This is a genomic window from Aureimonas sp. CAS (assembly GCF_059838215.1).
In genome coordinates, this window is sequence record NZ_CM187563.1 from 3,426,596 (window position 1) to 3,440,974 (window position 14,379).

The window sequence follows — 14,379 nt, forward strand, 5'->3', positions numbered from 1 at the left end:
CCCGCCAGTACATCCGTGGTCGGGGCGCGAGGGTCTGAAGGCCTTCGGCGCATCGCCCTTCAAAGAGAGGGGAGCGCTGCACCGCCCTCATATGGATAGCGCACGAACCTTGTTCAAGGCTGGAGCGCGAGACCGGTTCAGGACGCGTCCCGAGCGGATGTCGCGCCGGCCGGGAGCCAGGAATTGTCCATCCTGTAGACGCGATCGACGAAATCGACCTCCCGCGCCAGAAGCTCGCGCTGCGCCAGGCGCAGGCGCCGCTGCTCGCGCACCAGATGCCCCTCGCTCTCCAGAAGGCGGATGGCGCGGTTCACCGACACGGTGGAGAGGCCGACGGCGTTGCCGATCGTCTCCTGCGAAAGGGGCAGGGAGAAGCTGTCGTCGTCGACCGCGCCCGTCAGGCAGAGCCGGGCATGGGTCTGGAGCAGGAACAGCGCCACGCAGTCGCGCGCGCTCATCCGGCCCATGGCGCGCAGCCGGTCGATCAGCGAGGCGCGCTCCACCGAGGCGAAGCCGAAGAACAGCCCGATCAGCCGCGGGAAGGCGACGAACATCTCCGGCAGCGAGCCTTTGGGCAGCGCGCAGAGCTCGGCATCGGTCGCCGCCACGTAGTTGAGGGTGGAGAACTCGCAGCCCAGCTGGCTGACGCCGACGAGGTCGCCGGGATGGTAGATCTCCGCGACCATGTCCATCCCGTCCTCCTCGTTGGTGTGGGCGAGAAGCCAGCCCGTCTTCAGGACGTAGATCGCCGGCAGCTTCTGGCCGGAGGAGGCGAGGGTCGATCGACGCGAAAGCTTCTGCGGTTCGGCCTCGGCCTTCTCCAGGAACTCGGCCTCGGCCGGCGTCAGTTCGACATAGTGCTTCAGTTTTGCGACAAGGCAGCTTTCGGTCATCTGTTACCATGGGGGCGGGATCGGACTGCTGGACCTTCCCAAGTGTTTTATCGCGATCAGTAATATCCGCCAGCGACAGCTCCCGGTCATCTGCCGCGACGAGACGAAGAAAGGCCGAAACGGCCGATGTCACGATCGATGGCGGCATTCTATTAAGCAGTTTAATGTCGGACTGTGCTCATTCAGGCATACAGTCTGCATGACAAACCTTTCGGCTAACAAACGGACCGCCGAGGATCGACCCGTCGCGGAGATCGCCGCAGAGTCCGCCGGCATGGCCGGCAGCCTGCTTTCGATCTCCAAATCGACACGGGCCTTCCTCTCCCTCCTCCTGGCCGACATCGGCCTCTATCCGGGCCAGGACCACCTCCTGGAACGGCTGGAGCTCGATCGTCCGGTGAGCGTTTCGGTCCTGGCCGAGCAGCTCTCCGTCCGGCCCTCGACCGTGTCGAAGATGCTCGACCGGCTGATCGAGAAGAATCTCGTTCGCCGGCTGAACTTCGAGGGCGACGCGCGCCGCACCATGGTCCACCTCACCGAGGCGGGCGAGGAGATGCGCGGGCGCATCCGCACCGTCTGGGGCCGTTTCGAATCCGAGCTGTCGGGCAATCTGTCGGACGAGGACCGCCGGCGTCTCGCCACGGCCCTGACGGAGGTGGACGCCATCCTGTCCACGCGTCTGCGCCGGCTGCGCTGATCTTGCGGGCGCCGGGGCCGGCGCCCTTTGCGATCGGGAAACGGTTGCGTATGCTAAGGATGCAGCGCAGCAGAAACGACATCGCACGGCCTTGACCATCCAACATCACCCGAACCGCCGGGTCGCGCTCAAGCTCGGTCTTGGCGGCGTCATCGGCACGGTCCTCCTGAAGGACGCCTTCGCGCAGGACGGCGAGGATCCGTCCGCCGCCGCCGATGCGGCGCCCGCACCGGACGCCCCGGCCCCGACCCATGTCGATCCCGCCAACCTCTCCTTCGACGCGCTCTCGGCCGCCATGCGCCAGCGCGCGGCGCAGCCCTACGAGCCGGCGCCCGACGATCTGCCGGACATCGTCCGCGATCTCGACTACGATTCCTACCGGCGCATCCTCTTTCGCCGCGACCGCACGGTCTGGGCAGGCGAGCCCGGCCAGTTCCACCTGCAGGCCTATTTCCCCGGCTTCCTCTATCAGGCGACGACCCGCATCCATGTCGGGGACGGCACGCAGTTCCGGCCGCTCACCTTCACCGGCGCCGATTTCGAGTTCCTCGGCCCGCTCGACGCGGAGGCCTTCGCCGGCGTCGAGCTGCCGGGCGTGGCGGGCTTTCGCATCAACGCGCCGATCGACCGGCCGGACGTCTTCGACGAGATCGTCTCGTTCCTGGGCGCCAGCTACTTCCGCGCGCTCGGGCGCGACAACCGCTACGGGCTCTCGGCGCGGGGCGTGGCCATCAACACGGCGACCTCCGAGGCCGAGGAGTTTCCGCGCTTCTCCGCCTTCTACATCGTGCGCCCCGGACCGGAGGACGAGCGCATCGTCCTCTATGCCGAGCTCGACAGCCCGAGCCTGACGGGCGCCTACGCCTTCACCGTCACGCCCGGCCCCAACACCGTCATCGACGTCGTCCAGCGCCTCTACTTCCGCGCGGCGGTCGAACGGCTCGGCATCGCGCCGCTGACCTCGATGTTCATGCACGGCGAGAACGCGCGCAGCGCCCGGCCCGACTTCCGCCCGGAGGTGCACGACAGCGACGGCCTCGCCATCGTGCGGGCCGACGGCGAGCGCCTCTGGCGGCCCTTGCGCAACCCGCAGACGCTGGCGCTCAGCTACTTCCGGGAGATTTCGCCCAAGAGCTTCGGGCTGATGCAGCGCGACCGCTCCTTCGAGAGCTACCAGGACGTCGAGGCACGCTACGAGGCCCGGCCCTCGCTCACCATCGAGCCGGCGGGGGACTGGGGCAGGGGCGTCGTCCAGCTCGTGGAGATCCCGAGCGCCTCGGAGGCCAACGACAACATCGTCGCCTTCTGGGTGCCGGACGAGCGGCCGGAGGCCGGCAGCTCCTACGAGTTCCGCTACCGCATGCGCTGGGGCGATCTGGAGGAGACGCGCACCGAGACCGCGATGGTGGCCGACACCTATGCGGGCGTCGGCGGCAACGCGGCCGAGAGCGGGCCGAGCCCCTACTGGCGCTTCGAGGTGAACTTCGTCGGCGGCACGGCGGCGAACCTGCCGGCCGGCGCCGAGCTGGAGACCCTGGTCGACGTGCCGCAGAACGCGGTGCTTCGCCATGTCGGCACCGACCGCCTGCCGAACGGCGGCTGGCGCCTGTCGATGGAACTGGAGAAGACCGACTCCCTGCCGGCCGAGCTGCGCGCGCGCCTCGCCTTCGCCGGCCGTCCGATCAGCGAGACCTGGCTGTACCAGTGGAGCGGCCAGCCGTGAGGAAGCCCGGTTCCGAACCGGATGCGGACATCCATATCGGCGATCTGATCGGCCGGCCCGACCTCGACGACGTCGCGGTCCGCGAGGCGGTCGTGGAGCGGCTGAAGGCGGACGGGCGCGAGACCATCGATCCCGACATCGTCCTCGACGCCGCCCGGCTCGGCAAGCGCAAGGCGCTCGCCTTCCTGCGCAAGCTGGTGCTGCCGCCGCCGGTCGAGCGGCTCGACATGCCGGTGCGGCCGATCCTGCGGTCGCAGATCCGGCAGGCGCAGAACCGCTGACGATGCGGCGGGCGGCCGGGGAGGGGCCGCTCGACCGGATTTGATGCGCCGGAGCGGTCATGCAAATGTCCGCAACCGGAGATATCCAGCCCATTCCTCCATCAACTGAAGATCATCGCATGGCGTTGGCCCGGTCCCTCTTCATCGTCGCGGCCTTCGTCCTGGCGCTGTTCGCCGGAATCCTGTTCTGGACGGTCATCACCGTCAACGGAGCGGTGCCGCTGAACGTGTTCCAGACGCTGCTCCTGGTCGTCTGCTGCCTGTGGCTCGCCTGGGGCTTCAACACGGCGACGGTCGGCATCCTCGCGCCGCGCAAGGCGCCGAAGGAGATGCCGCGCATCGCGCCCTCGCCGGAGGGACGCACCGCCATCCTCATGCCGGTCTACAACGAGGACGCTGACGCGGTGATGTCGCGCGTCGCGGCCATGATCGAAGGCCTCGCGGCGCTGGACGCGCTCGACGATTTCGACGTCCACATCCTGTCGGACTCGACCAGGGAGGAGGCGCGCGCCGCCGAGCGCCGCGCCGTCTACCGCGTCGCCGGCGATCTGGAGACCGGCCGCCACCTCTATTACCGCAACCGCGCCAAGAACGTCGGCCGCAAGGCCGGCAACATCGCCGACTTCGTCACGACCAGCGGCGGCGCCTATGCCTACATGCTGGTGCTCGACGCCGACTCCCTGATGCGGCCGGAGACGATCCTGGCGCTCCGCTCGCGCATGGACGCCGATCCCAAGCTCGCGCTGCTCCAGACGCAGCCGCTCATCATCGGGCGCCAGACCCTGTTCGGCCGCGCGCTGCAGTTCTCCGCCGCGCTCTACTCGCCCTTCTTCTCGCGCGGCATCGCCGCGCTGCAGGGGCAGGAGGGGCCGTTCTGGGGGCACAACGCGATGATCCGCGTGCGCGCCTTCGCGCAAAGCTGCGGTCTGCCGGACCTGTCCGGCCCGCCGCCCTTCGGCGGGCACATCCTGTCCCACGACTTCGTGGAGGCCGCGCTTCTCGCCCGCGAGGGCTGGACCGTGCGCGTCGACCCGGATCTGGAGGGCTCCTACGAGGAGGCCCCGGCCAACCTCATCGAATACGCCAAGCGCGACCGCCGCTGGTGCCAGGGCAATCTCCAGCACGGCCGGCTCCTGGCCGCGCCGCGCCTGCGCTTCTGGAGCCGGATCTCGATGATCTCCGGCATCATGGCCTATGCGGCCTCGCCGATCTGGCTCCTATTCCTGTCGGTGAGCCTCGCCTATGCGGTCTTTGCGCCCGCGCCGAACTACTTCCCGCCGGATTCGCTCTTCCCGGTCTTCCCCCGCCCGGAGACGGGCCGCGCCCTCCTGCTCCTCCTCGGCATCGGGCTCCTCCTGCTCCTGCCCAAGACGCTGATCGCCTTCCGCTCGGCCTTCACGCGGCGCGGCGCGCGCTTCGGCGGGCCGGTGGCGGTGCTCCTCGGCGCGACCTTCGAGCTGATCATGACCAGCGCGCTCGCGCCGATCATGATGATGTTCCAGTCCAAGGCCGTGGCGGAAATCCTCGTCGGGGCCGATTCCGGCTGGCCGGCGACCGAGCGCGAGGACGAGGGCGTGCCCTTCTCCGCCGCGCTCAAGAGCTCCTGGTGGATGGTGATCGCGGGGGCGGTGCTGCTCTTCTCGTCCTACACCTACGCGATGGAGCTGTTCCTCTGGGTGACGCCGATCGGCCTGCCGCTGCTCATCGCCCCGCTCTTCATCTGGGTGACGGGCAGCCCCGCCTTCGGCGAGATGGCGCGGCGCATGGGCATCTTCTCGACGCCCTTCGAGCTGCATCCCGAGCCGGTGATCCGCGCGGCGCGCCAGTGGCGCGAGCGGCTGGAAGCGCCGGTGCCGGCGCCCGGCGCAGCGCCCGCCCCGCAGGCGATCGCCGCCTGACGCCCGAGCGCGCCGGGCGATTGCCTTGGCGCGCCGGTCCTGTAGAGCATCGGGCCATGACGAGCGACAACAACCATCCCTTCTTCAGGCCGCTCTGGCGGCGCGTCGCCATCCTCGCGGTGGTGCTCGCCTGGTCCGGCTTCGAATGGTGGAACGGCGAGACGATCTGGGGCGTCATGACGCTGATGATCGCCGCCTATGCGGTCTGGGTCTTCTTCGTGAAATACGATCCCGACGCCCATCAGGGCTCCGAGCCGCCCCGCCGCCCGTGAGGCGGAGCGGGCCTGAAGCGACCTTCGAACCGACGCACCGCGCTTTCGCGACGACCGGTTCCGATCCTGCGGCCGAAGCCGAAAGGCCCGTCAGCGACCCTCGGCGAAGGCCTTGTAGCGCTCGGCGAAGTCCGGGTGCCAGCGCGAGAGGGGCGGGCGGTTCTCGATGATGTCTCCCGCCGCCCAGGCGACGCGCTTCTCGTCCGTCTCGCGGCTCACCTCGCCGTCCGGGCACAGGATGTAGAAGTCGCCCGCGTCGAGGCGCTCCAGCATGAAGTCCACCGTCTGTTCGGGCGTCCAGGCGCCCGCCGGCTTCTCCGTCCGCTCGCCGCGCGTCAGCCCGGTGAAGACGAAGCCGGGAATGAGCAGGGCGGCCGAGACGAGCCCGCCCGGCCGGTTGCGCAGCTCGTGCGCCAGGGCCTCGGTGAAGGCCTTCACCCCCGCCTTGGAGACGTTGTAGGCCGGATCGCCCGGCGGCGTGGTGATGCCCTGCTTGGAGCCCGTGTTGATGATGAGGCCCGGCTCGCCGTGCTCCAGCATGGAAGGCCCGAAGGCGCGCGTGCCGTTGATGATGCCGCCGAGATTGACCGAGAGCACGGCGTCCCAGTTCTCCTGGGCCCCGAAGATCGAGGAGCCGGGCTGGATGCCGGCATTGTTCATCAGGACGTGGACCTTGCCGAGCCGCTCGGCGACATGGGCCGCCGTGCGCTCCATGCCCACGCGGTCGGTCACGTCGCAGGCCGCCGCCACGACCAGATCGTCCGAGCCCGCGATCTCCGCCAGTTCGTCGCGCGCTCGCGTCAGCGCGTCCATCGTCCGGTCGACGATCGCGACCTTCAGGCCGGCGCGGGCGAAGGCGCGCGCCGCGGCGAGGCCGATCCCGTCGGCGCCTCCGGTGATGACGGCGGTGTGCTGGGGGCGGAGTGCGGGATGCTGCATGGATGAGATCCTTCCGGTCTTGCGGGCGGGAAGATAGGCCGCACTCCGCGCCCAGCCATCCGGCGGCGCGATTGAAAGGCGCGGAAGCGAGGTCTATGGTCGCTCCCGGATGGTTCCCCGGAGCGCCGCAGCGCGCCCCGGGGCCAAGAGGGAATGCGACAGGACGGACCCAAGCCGGGCGTCCCCATCGCAGCCGACCCCGCGACTGTAGAGCGGCGAGGCGCTTCCACCGGTTCGTAGAGCGAACCGGACAAGCCACTGGACGGTCCGTCCGGGAAGGCGAGGGAGCGACGACGACCCGCGAGCCAGGAGACCTGCCATCCGCGCATGACGTCGTCGGGACGGGGTGTTCCGGACACGAGGCTTCCGTTTCGTCCGCCTGAGGCTCGGTGAGCCCGGCGGCTCGACATCGGCGCATCGTGCTCCCGCCCGGTCCTTCCCACACCTGGACACGGGAGCTTGTCCTTCGATGAACCGCACCCTCCGCCTTGGCGGCGCGACCGCCCTTTCGCTTCTCCCCAGCCTCGCCTTCGCCCATCATCCGGGCGGCGGGGAAGCGCCGCAGACCCTGTTCGAAGGGCTCCTGTCCGGCCTCGCCCATCCCGTGATCGGGCTCGACCATCTGGCCTTCGTCGTCGGCGTCGGCCTTCTGGCGGCGATCACGCCGCACCGTTTCACCGCCCCGCTCGTCTTCGTCGTCGCGACCGTCCTCGGCACGCTCCTGCATCTGATGGCGATCGACCTTCCCGCCGCCGAATTCGTCATCGCCCTCTCCGTCGCGGCCATCGGCGCTCTCGCGCTGTCCGGCCGCCCCGTCGCCTTCCCCGCGGTGGCCGCGCTCTTTGCCGTCGCCGGCCTCTTCCACGGCTACGCCTATGGCGAGGCGGTGGTCGGCGCGCGCACCGACGCGGTCCTCGCCTATCTCGTCGGCTTCGCCGCGATCCAGTACGCGGTGGCGGTCGCCGCCGGCCATGTCGCCGTCGCGCTTCTCGGCAAGGGCCGCGCCGCGCGCGAGAATTTCGGCCTGCGCGTCACCGGAGGCATGGTCGCGGGCGCCGGCGGGATCATCCTCGGCGAACAGCTGCTCGGGCTCGCCGGCCTTGGCTGACACCGGGAGAGGGGAGGGCCGCCATTTCGTCCTCGGCGGGGTTCGCTCGGGCAAGAGCCGCTTCGCCGAAGGCGTCGTGCAGGCGAGCGGGCTCGCGCCGGTCTATCTGGCGACGGGTCAGGCCTTCGACGACGAGATGACGGCCCGCATCGCCGAGCACCGGGAACGACGCCCCGCGCCCTGGCGCACGGTGGAGGCGCCGCTCGACCTCGTCGAGGCGATCGGGGCCGAGGCGCGGGAGGATCGCGCGATCCTCGTCGACTGCCTGACGCTCTGGGTCTCCAACCTGATGCTGGCCGAGCGGGACGTCGAGGCGCAGTCGCTTCGTCTGGCGTCCGCGCTCGAAGCCCGCCCGCCCGGCCTGATCGTCCTCGTCTCCAACGAGGTCGGCCTCTCCATCGTCCCGGCCAACGCCATGGCCCGCCGTTTCGCCGACCATTCCGGCCGGCTCCACCAAATGGTCGCAGAGGCCTGCGACCACGTCACGCTCGTCGCGGCAGGCCTGCCGCTGAAACTGAAAGGGTGAGAACCCGAATGCAGAAGATTCCCGCCACCGTCGTCACCGGTTTCCTCGGCGCCGGCAAGACCACGCTGATCCGCAACCTCCTCCAGAATGCCGGGGGGCGGCGCATCGCGCTCATCATCAACGAGTTCGGAGACCTCGGCGTCGACGGCGACCTGTTGAAGGGCTGCGGCGTCGAGACCTGCCGCGAGGAGGACGTGGTCGAGCTGACCAATGGCTGCATCTGCTGCACGGTCGCCGACGACTTCATCCCGACCATGGAAAAGCTCCTGGAGCGCGCCGACCGGCTCGACCACATCGTGATCGAGACCTCCGGCCTCGCTTTGCCGCAGCCGCTGGTCGCGGCCTTCAACTGGCCGCAGGTGAAGGCGCAGGTGACGGTGGACGGCGTCGTGACCGTGATCGACGCGGCGGCGGTCGCCGCCGGCCGCTTCGCCGACGACGAGGCACGCGTACAGGCGGCGCGCGAGGCCGACGAGAGCCTCGACCACGAGAACCCGCTGGAAGAGCTCTTCGAGGACCAGATCCGCGCCGCCGACCTTCTGGTCCTCAACAAGGCCGACCTCGTCTCGGCCGAGGATCTGGAGCGGGTGAAGGGCGAGATCACGGACCATGCCGGGCGGACCCTGCCGATCCTCTCCGCCGAGAACGCAAGCCTTCCGGCCGACGTGCTGCTCGGCCTCAAGGCCGGTACGGAAGACCTCATCGCCGCGCGCAAGTCGCATCACGAGATGGAGCACGAGACGGGCGAGGACCACGATCACGACGAGTTCGAGTCGATCGTCGTCGAATGCGGCCCGGTCGCCCATGTGGACGCCTTCGTGGACGGGCTGAAGACCATCGTTCAGCATCACGACATCCTGCGCGCCAAGGGCTTCGCGGCGGTGGAGGGCAAGCCCTCGCGTCTCGTGGTGCAGGGCGTCGGCTCGCGCTTCTCGACCTATTTCGACCGGCCCTTCGGCAAGGACGAGGAGCGGGCGACGCGTCTGGTCCTGATCGCGCTGCACGAGGCCTTCGACGACGGCGCCGAGGAGCGGATCCGCATGCAGATCGAGGCGCTGGCCGCCCGTCTCAGCGAGGCGGCCGAGTAGGGTGTGTCCCATGAGCAGGAACGAAATGGCGCGAGATCCGGCGATGGGATGCAAGAAGAAGCGCGAAGAGCGGGCTACAGCATCGGCCCGAAAATCGGATTCGATTTTCGGAAAGTCCGATGCGTAGATTCATAGAGTTAGAGCGACCTTTGTGCGTCCGTTCGGACGCACGGCGCTCTAATGCCCGGTCGAGCGGTTCGACGACGCAGCTCGAAGCCGGGACCGCGTCCCTTCGGGATCGGGCGCTCCGGGGCGGCAACTTCGTCGCGAAAGCTCGAAAATGCCCGCATTTCCTTCGCTTTCGCTCCTCGTATCCGGCCCGGATCGTCCCGACCATTTCCGTCCCTGCTCATGGGGACACACCCTAGATGCACCTCCTTCTCGCAGCCAAGGGGACCATCGCCGAGGACGGCGAGGCGATCGATCTCGGCCAGTCGCCGGGCGATCTCCTCATCCTCTCGGCGGCGGACACCGAGCTGTCGAGCCTCGCCTTCGCGGTGCGCCGGCTGGGCGGGGCCGCGCCGAAGACGCGGCTGGCGAGCTTTTTGAAGCTCGCCCATCCGCTGTCGATCGACACCTATGTGGAGCGCACCGCCCGCCACGCGAAGCTGATCGTGCTCCGCATCATCGGTGGGGCGACCTACTGGCCCTACGGGCTGGAGGCGCTGCTGTCGCTCGCCCAGGCGAAGGGCATCGCGCTCGCCGTCATGCCGGGCGACGACAAGCCCGACCCCGGCCTCGACCGTTTCAACACCGTGCCGCTCGACATGCGGGACCGGCTCTGGCGCCATCTCGCTTTCGGCGGGCCGCAGAACGCGGAAGGCTTCCTCCGTGCGGCGCGCGCGGTGATGGACGGCGGCGAATGGCCGCCCGAGCCCGAGCCCCTACCGAAGGCCGGCGTCCTCGTTTCACGTGAGACGCACGGTCGCCCGGTCGCGGCCGTGATCTTCTACCGCGCACTCGTCCAGAGCGGCCAGACGCAGGCGGTGGAGGCCCTTTGCGACGCGGTGGAGGCCGAAGGTCTTGCGCCTCTGCCGGTCTTCGTGGCGAGCCTCAAGGATGCCGAGTGCGAGGCCGGGCTGCGAGCGATCTTCGCCCGCACGCCGCCGTCCGTCGTCGTGAACTGCACGGGCTTCGCCGTCTCCTCGCCGGGCGCGCCCAAGCCGACCGTCCTCGACGAGGGCGGCGCCGTCGTGCTGCAGGCGGTGCTCGCCGGCATTTCGCGGCAGGCCTGGGAGGCCAATCCGCGCGGGCTCACCGCACGCGACCTCGCCATGAATGTCGGCCTGCCCGAACTCGACGGGCGCGTGCTCTCGCGCGCCATCGCCTTCAAGTCGGCCGGCGAATGGGACGAGACCTGCGAGATCGACATCGTCGCGCACGAGCCGATGCCCGACCGCGTCGCCTTCACCGCGAAGCTCGCGGCGGCCTGGGCGCGGCTGCGGGAGATGCCATCGGCCGAGCGGCGCGTCGCCATCGTCCTCGCCAACTACCCCGGCCGCGACGACCGGATCGGCAACGGGGTCGGGCTCGACACGCCCGCCGGAACGGTCGAGGCGCTGAACGCCATGCGCGAGGCCGGCTTCGACGTCGGCGACGCGCCGAGGACGGGCGCGGCTCTGATGGCGCATCTCCTCGCCGGTCCGACGCCGGCCGGCTGGCAGGGCCGGACGATCCGCGAGGCCCTGCCGCTTCACGCCTATCGCCGCTTCTTCGACGGGCTGCCCGAGACGATCCGAGACGCGGTCACCGCGCGCTGGGGAGCGCCGGAGGAAGATCCGTTCTTCGCCGCAGGCGCCTTCGCGCTGCCCGTCGCGCGCTTCGGCAAGACGCTGGTCGGCATCCAGCCGGCGCGCGGCCGGGCCATGGACCCGAAGGACGATTATCACGACCCGGAGCTCTACCCGCCGCACCACTACATCGCCTTCCACGCCTTCCTGCGCGAGGGTTTCGGAGCCGACGCCGTCGTCCACATGGGCAAGCACGGCAATCTCGAATGGCAGCCCGGCAAGGCGATGGCGCTCAGCCAGGCCTGCGTGCCCGAGGCGCTGCTCGGCCCGATGCCGCATCTCTATCCCTTCATCGTCAACGATCCGGGCGAGGGGACGCAGGCCAAGCGCCGGACCGCGGCCGTCATCGTCTCGCATCTGACGCCGCCTCTGACGCGTGCCGAGACCTACGGGCCGCTCAAGGACCTCGAAGCGCTGGTCGACGAATATTACGAAGCCGCCGGCTCGGACGCGCGGCGCACCGCGCGGCTCGAACGGCAGATCCTCGACCTCGTGCGCGTCAGCGGCATCGGCAAGGACGCCGGCATCGCGGAGGGGGCCGACGAGGCCGAGGCGCTGCAGACGATCGACGCCTGGCTCTGCGACCTGAAGGAGCTGCAGATCCGCGACGGGTTGCACGTCTTCGGCAAGGCGCCGGAGGGCGCGCTTCTGACGAGCCTGACGCTGGCACTGGCGCGCCTTCCGCGCGGGCTGGAGCCGGGGGAAGGTTCGCTTCTGCGGGCGCTGGCGGCGGACGTGCTGGTAGATGGTTCGGAGCTTGCCGAAGGCGGAGGCGCCTCCCCCTCATCCGCCCTTCGGGCACCTTCTCCCCGCAGGGGAGAAGAATGGCGCGAACCCGCCGATGCAGCGCTCGCGATCGAAGGAGAGCAGTCTACGCCCGAAACTGCGTTCTTCTCCCCTGCGGGGAGAAGGTCCCGGCAGGGGGATGAGGGGCATGCGACCTTCGACCCTCTCGACTGCGACCTGTCCACAGCCTGGACCGGTCCTCGTCCGCAGCGTTTGAAGGACATATCCACAGACCCCTGGCGCACGACCGGCGACACACTGGAACGCCTGGAAGCCCTTGCACACGGCCTCGTTTCGGGTGCGGTCCGACCCGATCCGTCGTGGTCGTCCACAACCGTCGTCCTGCGCGAGGTCGAGACCCGTCTGAAGCCGTCCCTCGTCGGCTGCGGAAGAGCCGAGATCGACGCTCTCATCGCCGGGCTGTCGGGGCGGTTCGTCCCGCCCTCGCCCTCCGGGGCGCCGACGCGCGGGCGGCCGGACGTTCTGCCGACGGGCCGGAACTTCTATTCGGTCGACACGCGCGCGGTGCCGACCCAGACCGCCTGGAACCTCGGACGGAAATCCGCCGAGCTTCTGGTCCGCCGGCATCTGCAGGACCATGGCGAGTGGCCCCGCGCCATCGGCCTGTCGGTCTGGGGCACGTCGAACATGCGCACCGGCGGGGACGATCTGGCGCAGGCGCTGGCGCTGATCGGCGCCAAGCCCGTCTGGGATCCGGCCTCGCGGCGCGTCACCGGCTTCGAGATCGTGCCGCCGGCGGCGCTCGGCCGCCCGCGCGTCGACGTCACGCTGCGCATCTCCGGCTTCTTCCGCGACGCCTTCCCCGAGCAGATCGCCTTTTTCGACAAGGCGATGCGCGCGATCGGGGCGCTCGACGAGGACGAGGAGGACAATCCGATCGCCGCCCGCATGCGGGAGGAGACGGCCGCGCTGATGGAGGCGGGCCGGAGCGAGGGCGAGGCGCGCGCCGAGGCGGGCCACCGCATCTTCGGCGCGCGCGCGGGCGGCTACGGCGCGGGGCTGGAGGCGGTGCTGGAGACCGGGCGCTGGACGACCCGCGCGGATCTGGCGGAGGCCTATCTCGCCACCGGCGCCCACGCCTATGGCGGCGGCGCCGAGGGCGCGCCCGCCCGCGAGCGCTTCGAGGCGCGGATCGCCGGGCTCGACGCCGTGGTCCAGAACCAGGACAATCGCGAGCACGACATCCTGGATTCCGACGAGTACTGGCAGTTCGAGGGCGGCATGGCGGCGGCCGCCGAGGCGCTCGTGGGCGCGGCGCCCGCGCTCTACCACAACGACCATTCGCGGCCCGAGAGCCCGAGGATCGGCACGCTCGGCGAGGAGGTCGCGCGCATCGTGCGCGGCCGGGTGGTGAATCCCAGATGGATCGCGGGCGCCATGCGCCACGGCTACAAGGGCGCCTCCGAGATCACCGCCAGCGTCGACATGCTCTTCGGCTTCGCCGCGACGACCGACGCGGTGGCGAGCCACCATTTCGACCTCGTCCATGCCGCCTTCGTGGAGGACGAGGCGGTGGCGGACTTCATGCGCGAGGCCAATCCGCGCGCCTTCGAGGCGCTGCGCGCGCGTCTTGCCGAGGCGCTCGCGCGCGGCTTCTGGCACCCCCGCTCCAACTCGGCCCGCATGGGCCTCACCCTCGAGGAAACCGCCTGATGGCCGAGAAATCCGAACGCCTCCTCACCATGAGCGAGGAGGAGATGGACGCGCGCCACGCCGAGAAGATGCGCAAGAAGAAGGCCGCGCGCGACAAGATCGTGGCGACCAAGACGCGCGAGAAGGGCCTCGTGATGGTCCACACCGGCAAGGGCAAGGGCAAGTCCACCGCCGCCTTCGGCCTCGTCTTTCGCGCGCTCGGCAACGGTATGAAGGTCGGCATCGTCCAGTTCGTGAAGGGCAAATGGGACACCGGCGAGCGCCACGCGCTGGACCGCTTCCCTGGCGAGGTGACGATCAGCGCCATGGGCGACGGCTTCACCTGGGAGACGCAGGACCGGCAGCGCGATCTGGCCGCCGCCCGGCAGGCCTGGGACATGGCCAAGCGCCTCATCCTCGACGAGGAGCACCATCTCGTCGTCCTCGACGAGCTGAACATCGTGCTGCGCTACGACTATCTGCCGATCGAGGAGGTGGTCGCCTTCCTGCGCGACGAGAAGCCGGAGATGAAGCATGTCGTCGTCACCGGCCGCAACGCCAAGGACGAGCTGATCGAGATCGCCGACCTCGTCACCGAGATGGAGGCGGTGAAGCACCCCTTCCGCTCCGGCGTGAAGGCCCAGAAGGGCATCGAGTTCTAGAGCGCCGTGCGTCCGTTCGGACGCACAAAGGTCGCTCTATCTCCTTGAATCTGCGCATCAGGC

General features: G+C 69.8%; 12 protein-coding genes and 1 riboswitch. Of the genes, 10 read left to right on the plus strand and 2 right to left on the minus strand.

Annotated features, from left to right (window positions below; genetic code table 11):
* Positions 1 to 137 precede the first annotated feature (137 nt).
* Positions 138 to 893 carry a Crp/Fnr family transcriptional regulator gene (locus tag AC6R2M_RS16550; protein ID WP_500484032.1) on the minus strand — a complete coding sequence of 252 codons (756 nt, stop codon included), beginning with the start codon at positions 891 to 893 and terminating at the stop codon, positions 138 to 140.
* A gap of 274 nt (positions 894 to 1,167) precedes the next feature.
* Here AC6R2M_RS16550 and AC6R2M_RS16555 point away from each other — a divergent pair, with 274 nt between their 5' ends.
* The 5 genes from AC6R2M_RS16555 (at position 1,168) to AC6R2M_RS16575 (ending at position 5,764) form a co-directional block, all read left to right on the plus strand.
* Positions 1,168 to 1,590 carry a MarR family winged helix-turn-helix transcriptional regulator gene (locus tag AC6R2M_RS16555; protein ID WP_500484034.1) on the plus strand — a complete coding sequence of 141 codons (423 nt, stop codon included), beginning with the start codon at positions 1,168 to 1,170 and terminating at the stop codon, positions 1,588 to 1,590.
* A gap of 91 nt (positions 1,591 to 1,681) precedes the next feature.
* Positions 1,682 to 3,313, plus strand: coding sequence for an OpgD/OpgG family glucan biosynthesis protein (locus AC6R2M_RS16560; protein ID WP_500484036.1), 1,632 nt, complete (start codon positions 1,682 to 1,684; stop codon positions 3,311 to 3,313).
* Entirely contained in the window at positions 3,310 to 3,594 is a 285-nt protein-coding gene (locus AC6R2M_RS16565) for a hypothetical protein (RefSeq protein WP_500484038.1), read from the plus strand. Before AC6R2M_RS16560 ends, AC6R2M_RS16565 begins: the two co-directional genes overlap by 4 nt.
* A 65-nt stretch (positions 3,595 to 3,659) precedes the next feature.
* Entirely contained in the window at positions 3,660 to 5,492 is a 1,833-nt protein-coding gene (gene mdoH, locus AC6R2M_RS16570; protein ID WP_500484040.1) for a glucans biosynthesis glucosyltransferase MdoH, read from the plus strand.
* A gap of 56 nt (positions 5,493 to 5,548) precedes the next feature.
* Positions 5,549 to 5,764, plus strand: a complete 216-nt coding sequence (locus tag AC6R2M_RS16575; protein WP_500484042.1) for a DUF3329 domain-containing protein — start codon at positions 5,549 to 5,551, stop codon at positions 5,762 to 5,764.
* A 90-nt stretch (positions 5,765 to 5,854) separates the two neighbouring features.
* Here the strand turns inward: AC6R2M_RS16575 and AC6R2M_RS16580 are convergent, their stop codons facing one another.
* Positions 5,855 to 6,703, minus strand: coding sequence for an SDR family NAD(P)-dependent oxidoreductase (locus tag AC6R2M_RS16580; protein ID WP_500484044.1), 849 nt, complete (start codon positions 6,701 to 6,703; stop codon positions 5,855 to 5,857).
* 93 nt (positions 6,704 to 6,796) lie between these two features.
* Positions 6,797 to 7,039, plus strand: a riboswitch (cobalamin riboswitch).
* Positions 7,040 to 7,172: 133 nt separating this feature from the next.
* Between AC6R2M_RS16580 and AC6R2M_RS16585 the strand changes: the two genes are divergently transcribed.
* From AC6R2M_RS16585 to cobO, 5 genes are all read left to right on the plus strand, one after another.
* The gene (locus AC6R2M_RS16585) at positions 7,173 to 7,811 is read left to right on the plus strand and encodes a HupE/UreJ family protein (RefSeq protein WP_500484046.1); all 639 of its coding nucleotides are present in this window, start codon (positions 7,173 to 7,175) and stop codon (positions 7,809 to 7,811) included.
* Positions 7,804 to 8,337 (plus strand): bifunctional adenosylcobinamide kinase/adenosylcobinamide-phosphate guanylyltransferase, encoded by a 534-nt coding sequence (gene cobU, locus AC6R2M_RS16590; protein ID WP_500484048.1) that lies wholly within the window; start codon positions 7,804 to 7,806, stop codon positions 8,335 to 8,337. The genes AC6R2M_RS16585 and cobU overlap by 8 nt, the downstream gene beginning before the upstream one ends.
* An 8-nt stretch (positions 8,338 to 8,345) precedes the next feature.
* A complete protein-coding gene (cobW, locus tag AC6R2M_RS16595; protein ID WP_500484050.1) occupies positions 8,346 to 9,425 on the plus strand; it encodes a cobalamin biosynthesis protein CobW in 1,080 nt (359 codons plus the stop codon).
* 368 nt (positions 9,426 to 9,793) lie between these two features.
* Positions 9,794 to 13,675 carry a cobaltochelatase subunit CobN gene (gene cobN, locus AC6R2M_RS16600; RefSeq protein WP_500484052.1) on the plus strand — a complete coding sequence of 1,294 codons (3,882 nt, stop codon included), beginning with the start codon at positions 9,794 to 9,796 and terminating at the stop codon, positions 13,673 to 13,675.
* Positions 13,675 to 14,316 carry a cob(I)yrinic acid a,c-diamide adenosyltransferase gene (gene cobO / locus AC6R2M_RS16605; RefSeq protein ID WP_500484054.1) on the plus strand — a complete coding sequence of 214 codons (642 nt, stop codon included), beginning with the start codon at positions 13,675 to 13,677 and terminating at the stop codon, positions 14,314 to 14,316. The genes cobN and cobO overlap by 1 nt, the downstream gene beginning before the upstream one ends.
* Positions 14,317 to 14,379 lie beyond the last annotated feature (63 nt).

Coding starts and splice junctions, on each gene's coding strand:
- cobN (WP_500484052.1), top strand. CDS start 9,794: ATGCACCTCCTTCTCGCAGCCAAGGGGACCATCGCCGAGGACGGCGAG.
- cobO (WP_500484054.1), top strand. CDS start 13,675: ATGGCCGAGAAATCCGAACGCCTCCTCACCATGAGCGAGGAGGAGATG.
- AC6R2M_RS16550 (WP_500484032.1), bottom strand. CDS start 893: ATGACCGAAAGCTGCCTTGTCGCAAAACTGAAGCACTATGTCGAACTG.
- AC6R2M_RS16555 (WP_500484034.1), top strand. CDS start 1,168: ATGGCCGGCAGCCTGCTTTCGATCTCCAAATCGACACGGGCCTTCCTC.
- cobW (WP_500484050.1), top strand. CDS start 8,346: ATGCAGAAGATTCCCGCCACCGTCGTCACCGGTTTCCTCGGCGCCGGC.
- AC6R2M_RS16575 (WP_500484042.1), top strand. CDS start 5,549: ATGACGAGCGACAACAACCATCCCTTCTTCAGGCCGCTCTGGCGGCGC.
- AC6R2M_RS16580 (WP_500484044.1), bottom strand. CDS start 6,703: ATGCAGCATCCCGCACTCCGCCCCCAGCACACCGCCGTCATCACCGGA.
- mdoH (WP_500484040.1), top strand. CDS start 3,660: ATGTCCGCAACCGGAGATATCCAGCCCATTCCTCCATCAACTGAAGAT.
- AC6R2M_RS16585 (WP_500484046.1), top strand. CDS start 7,173: ATGAACCGCACCCTCCGCCTTGGCGGCGCGACCGCCCTTTCGCTTCTC.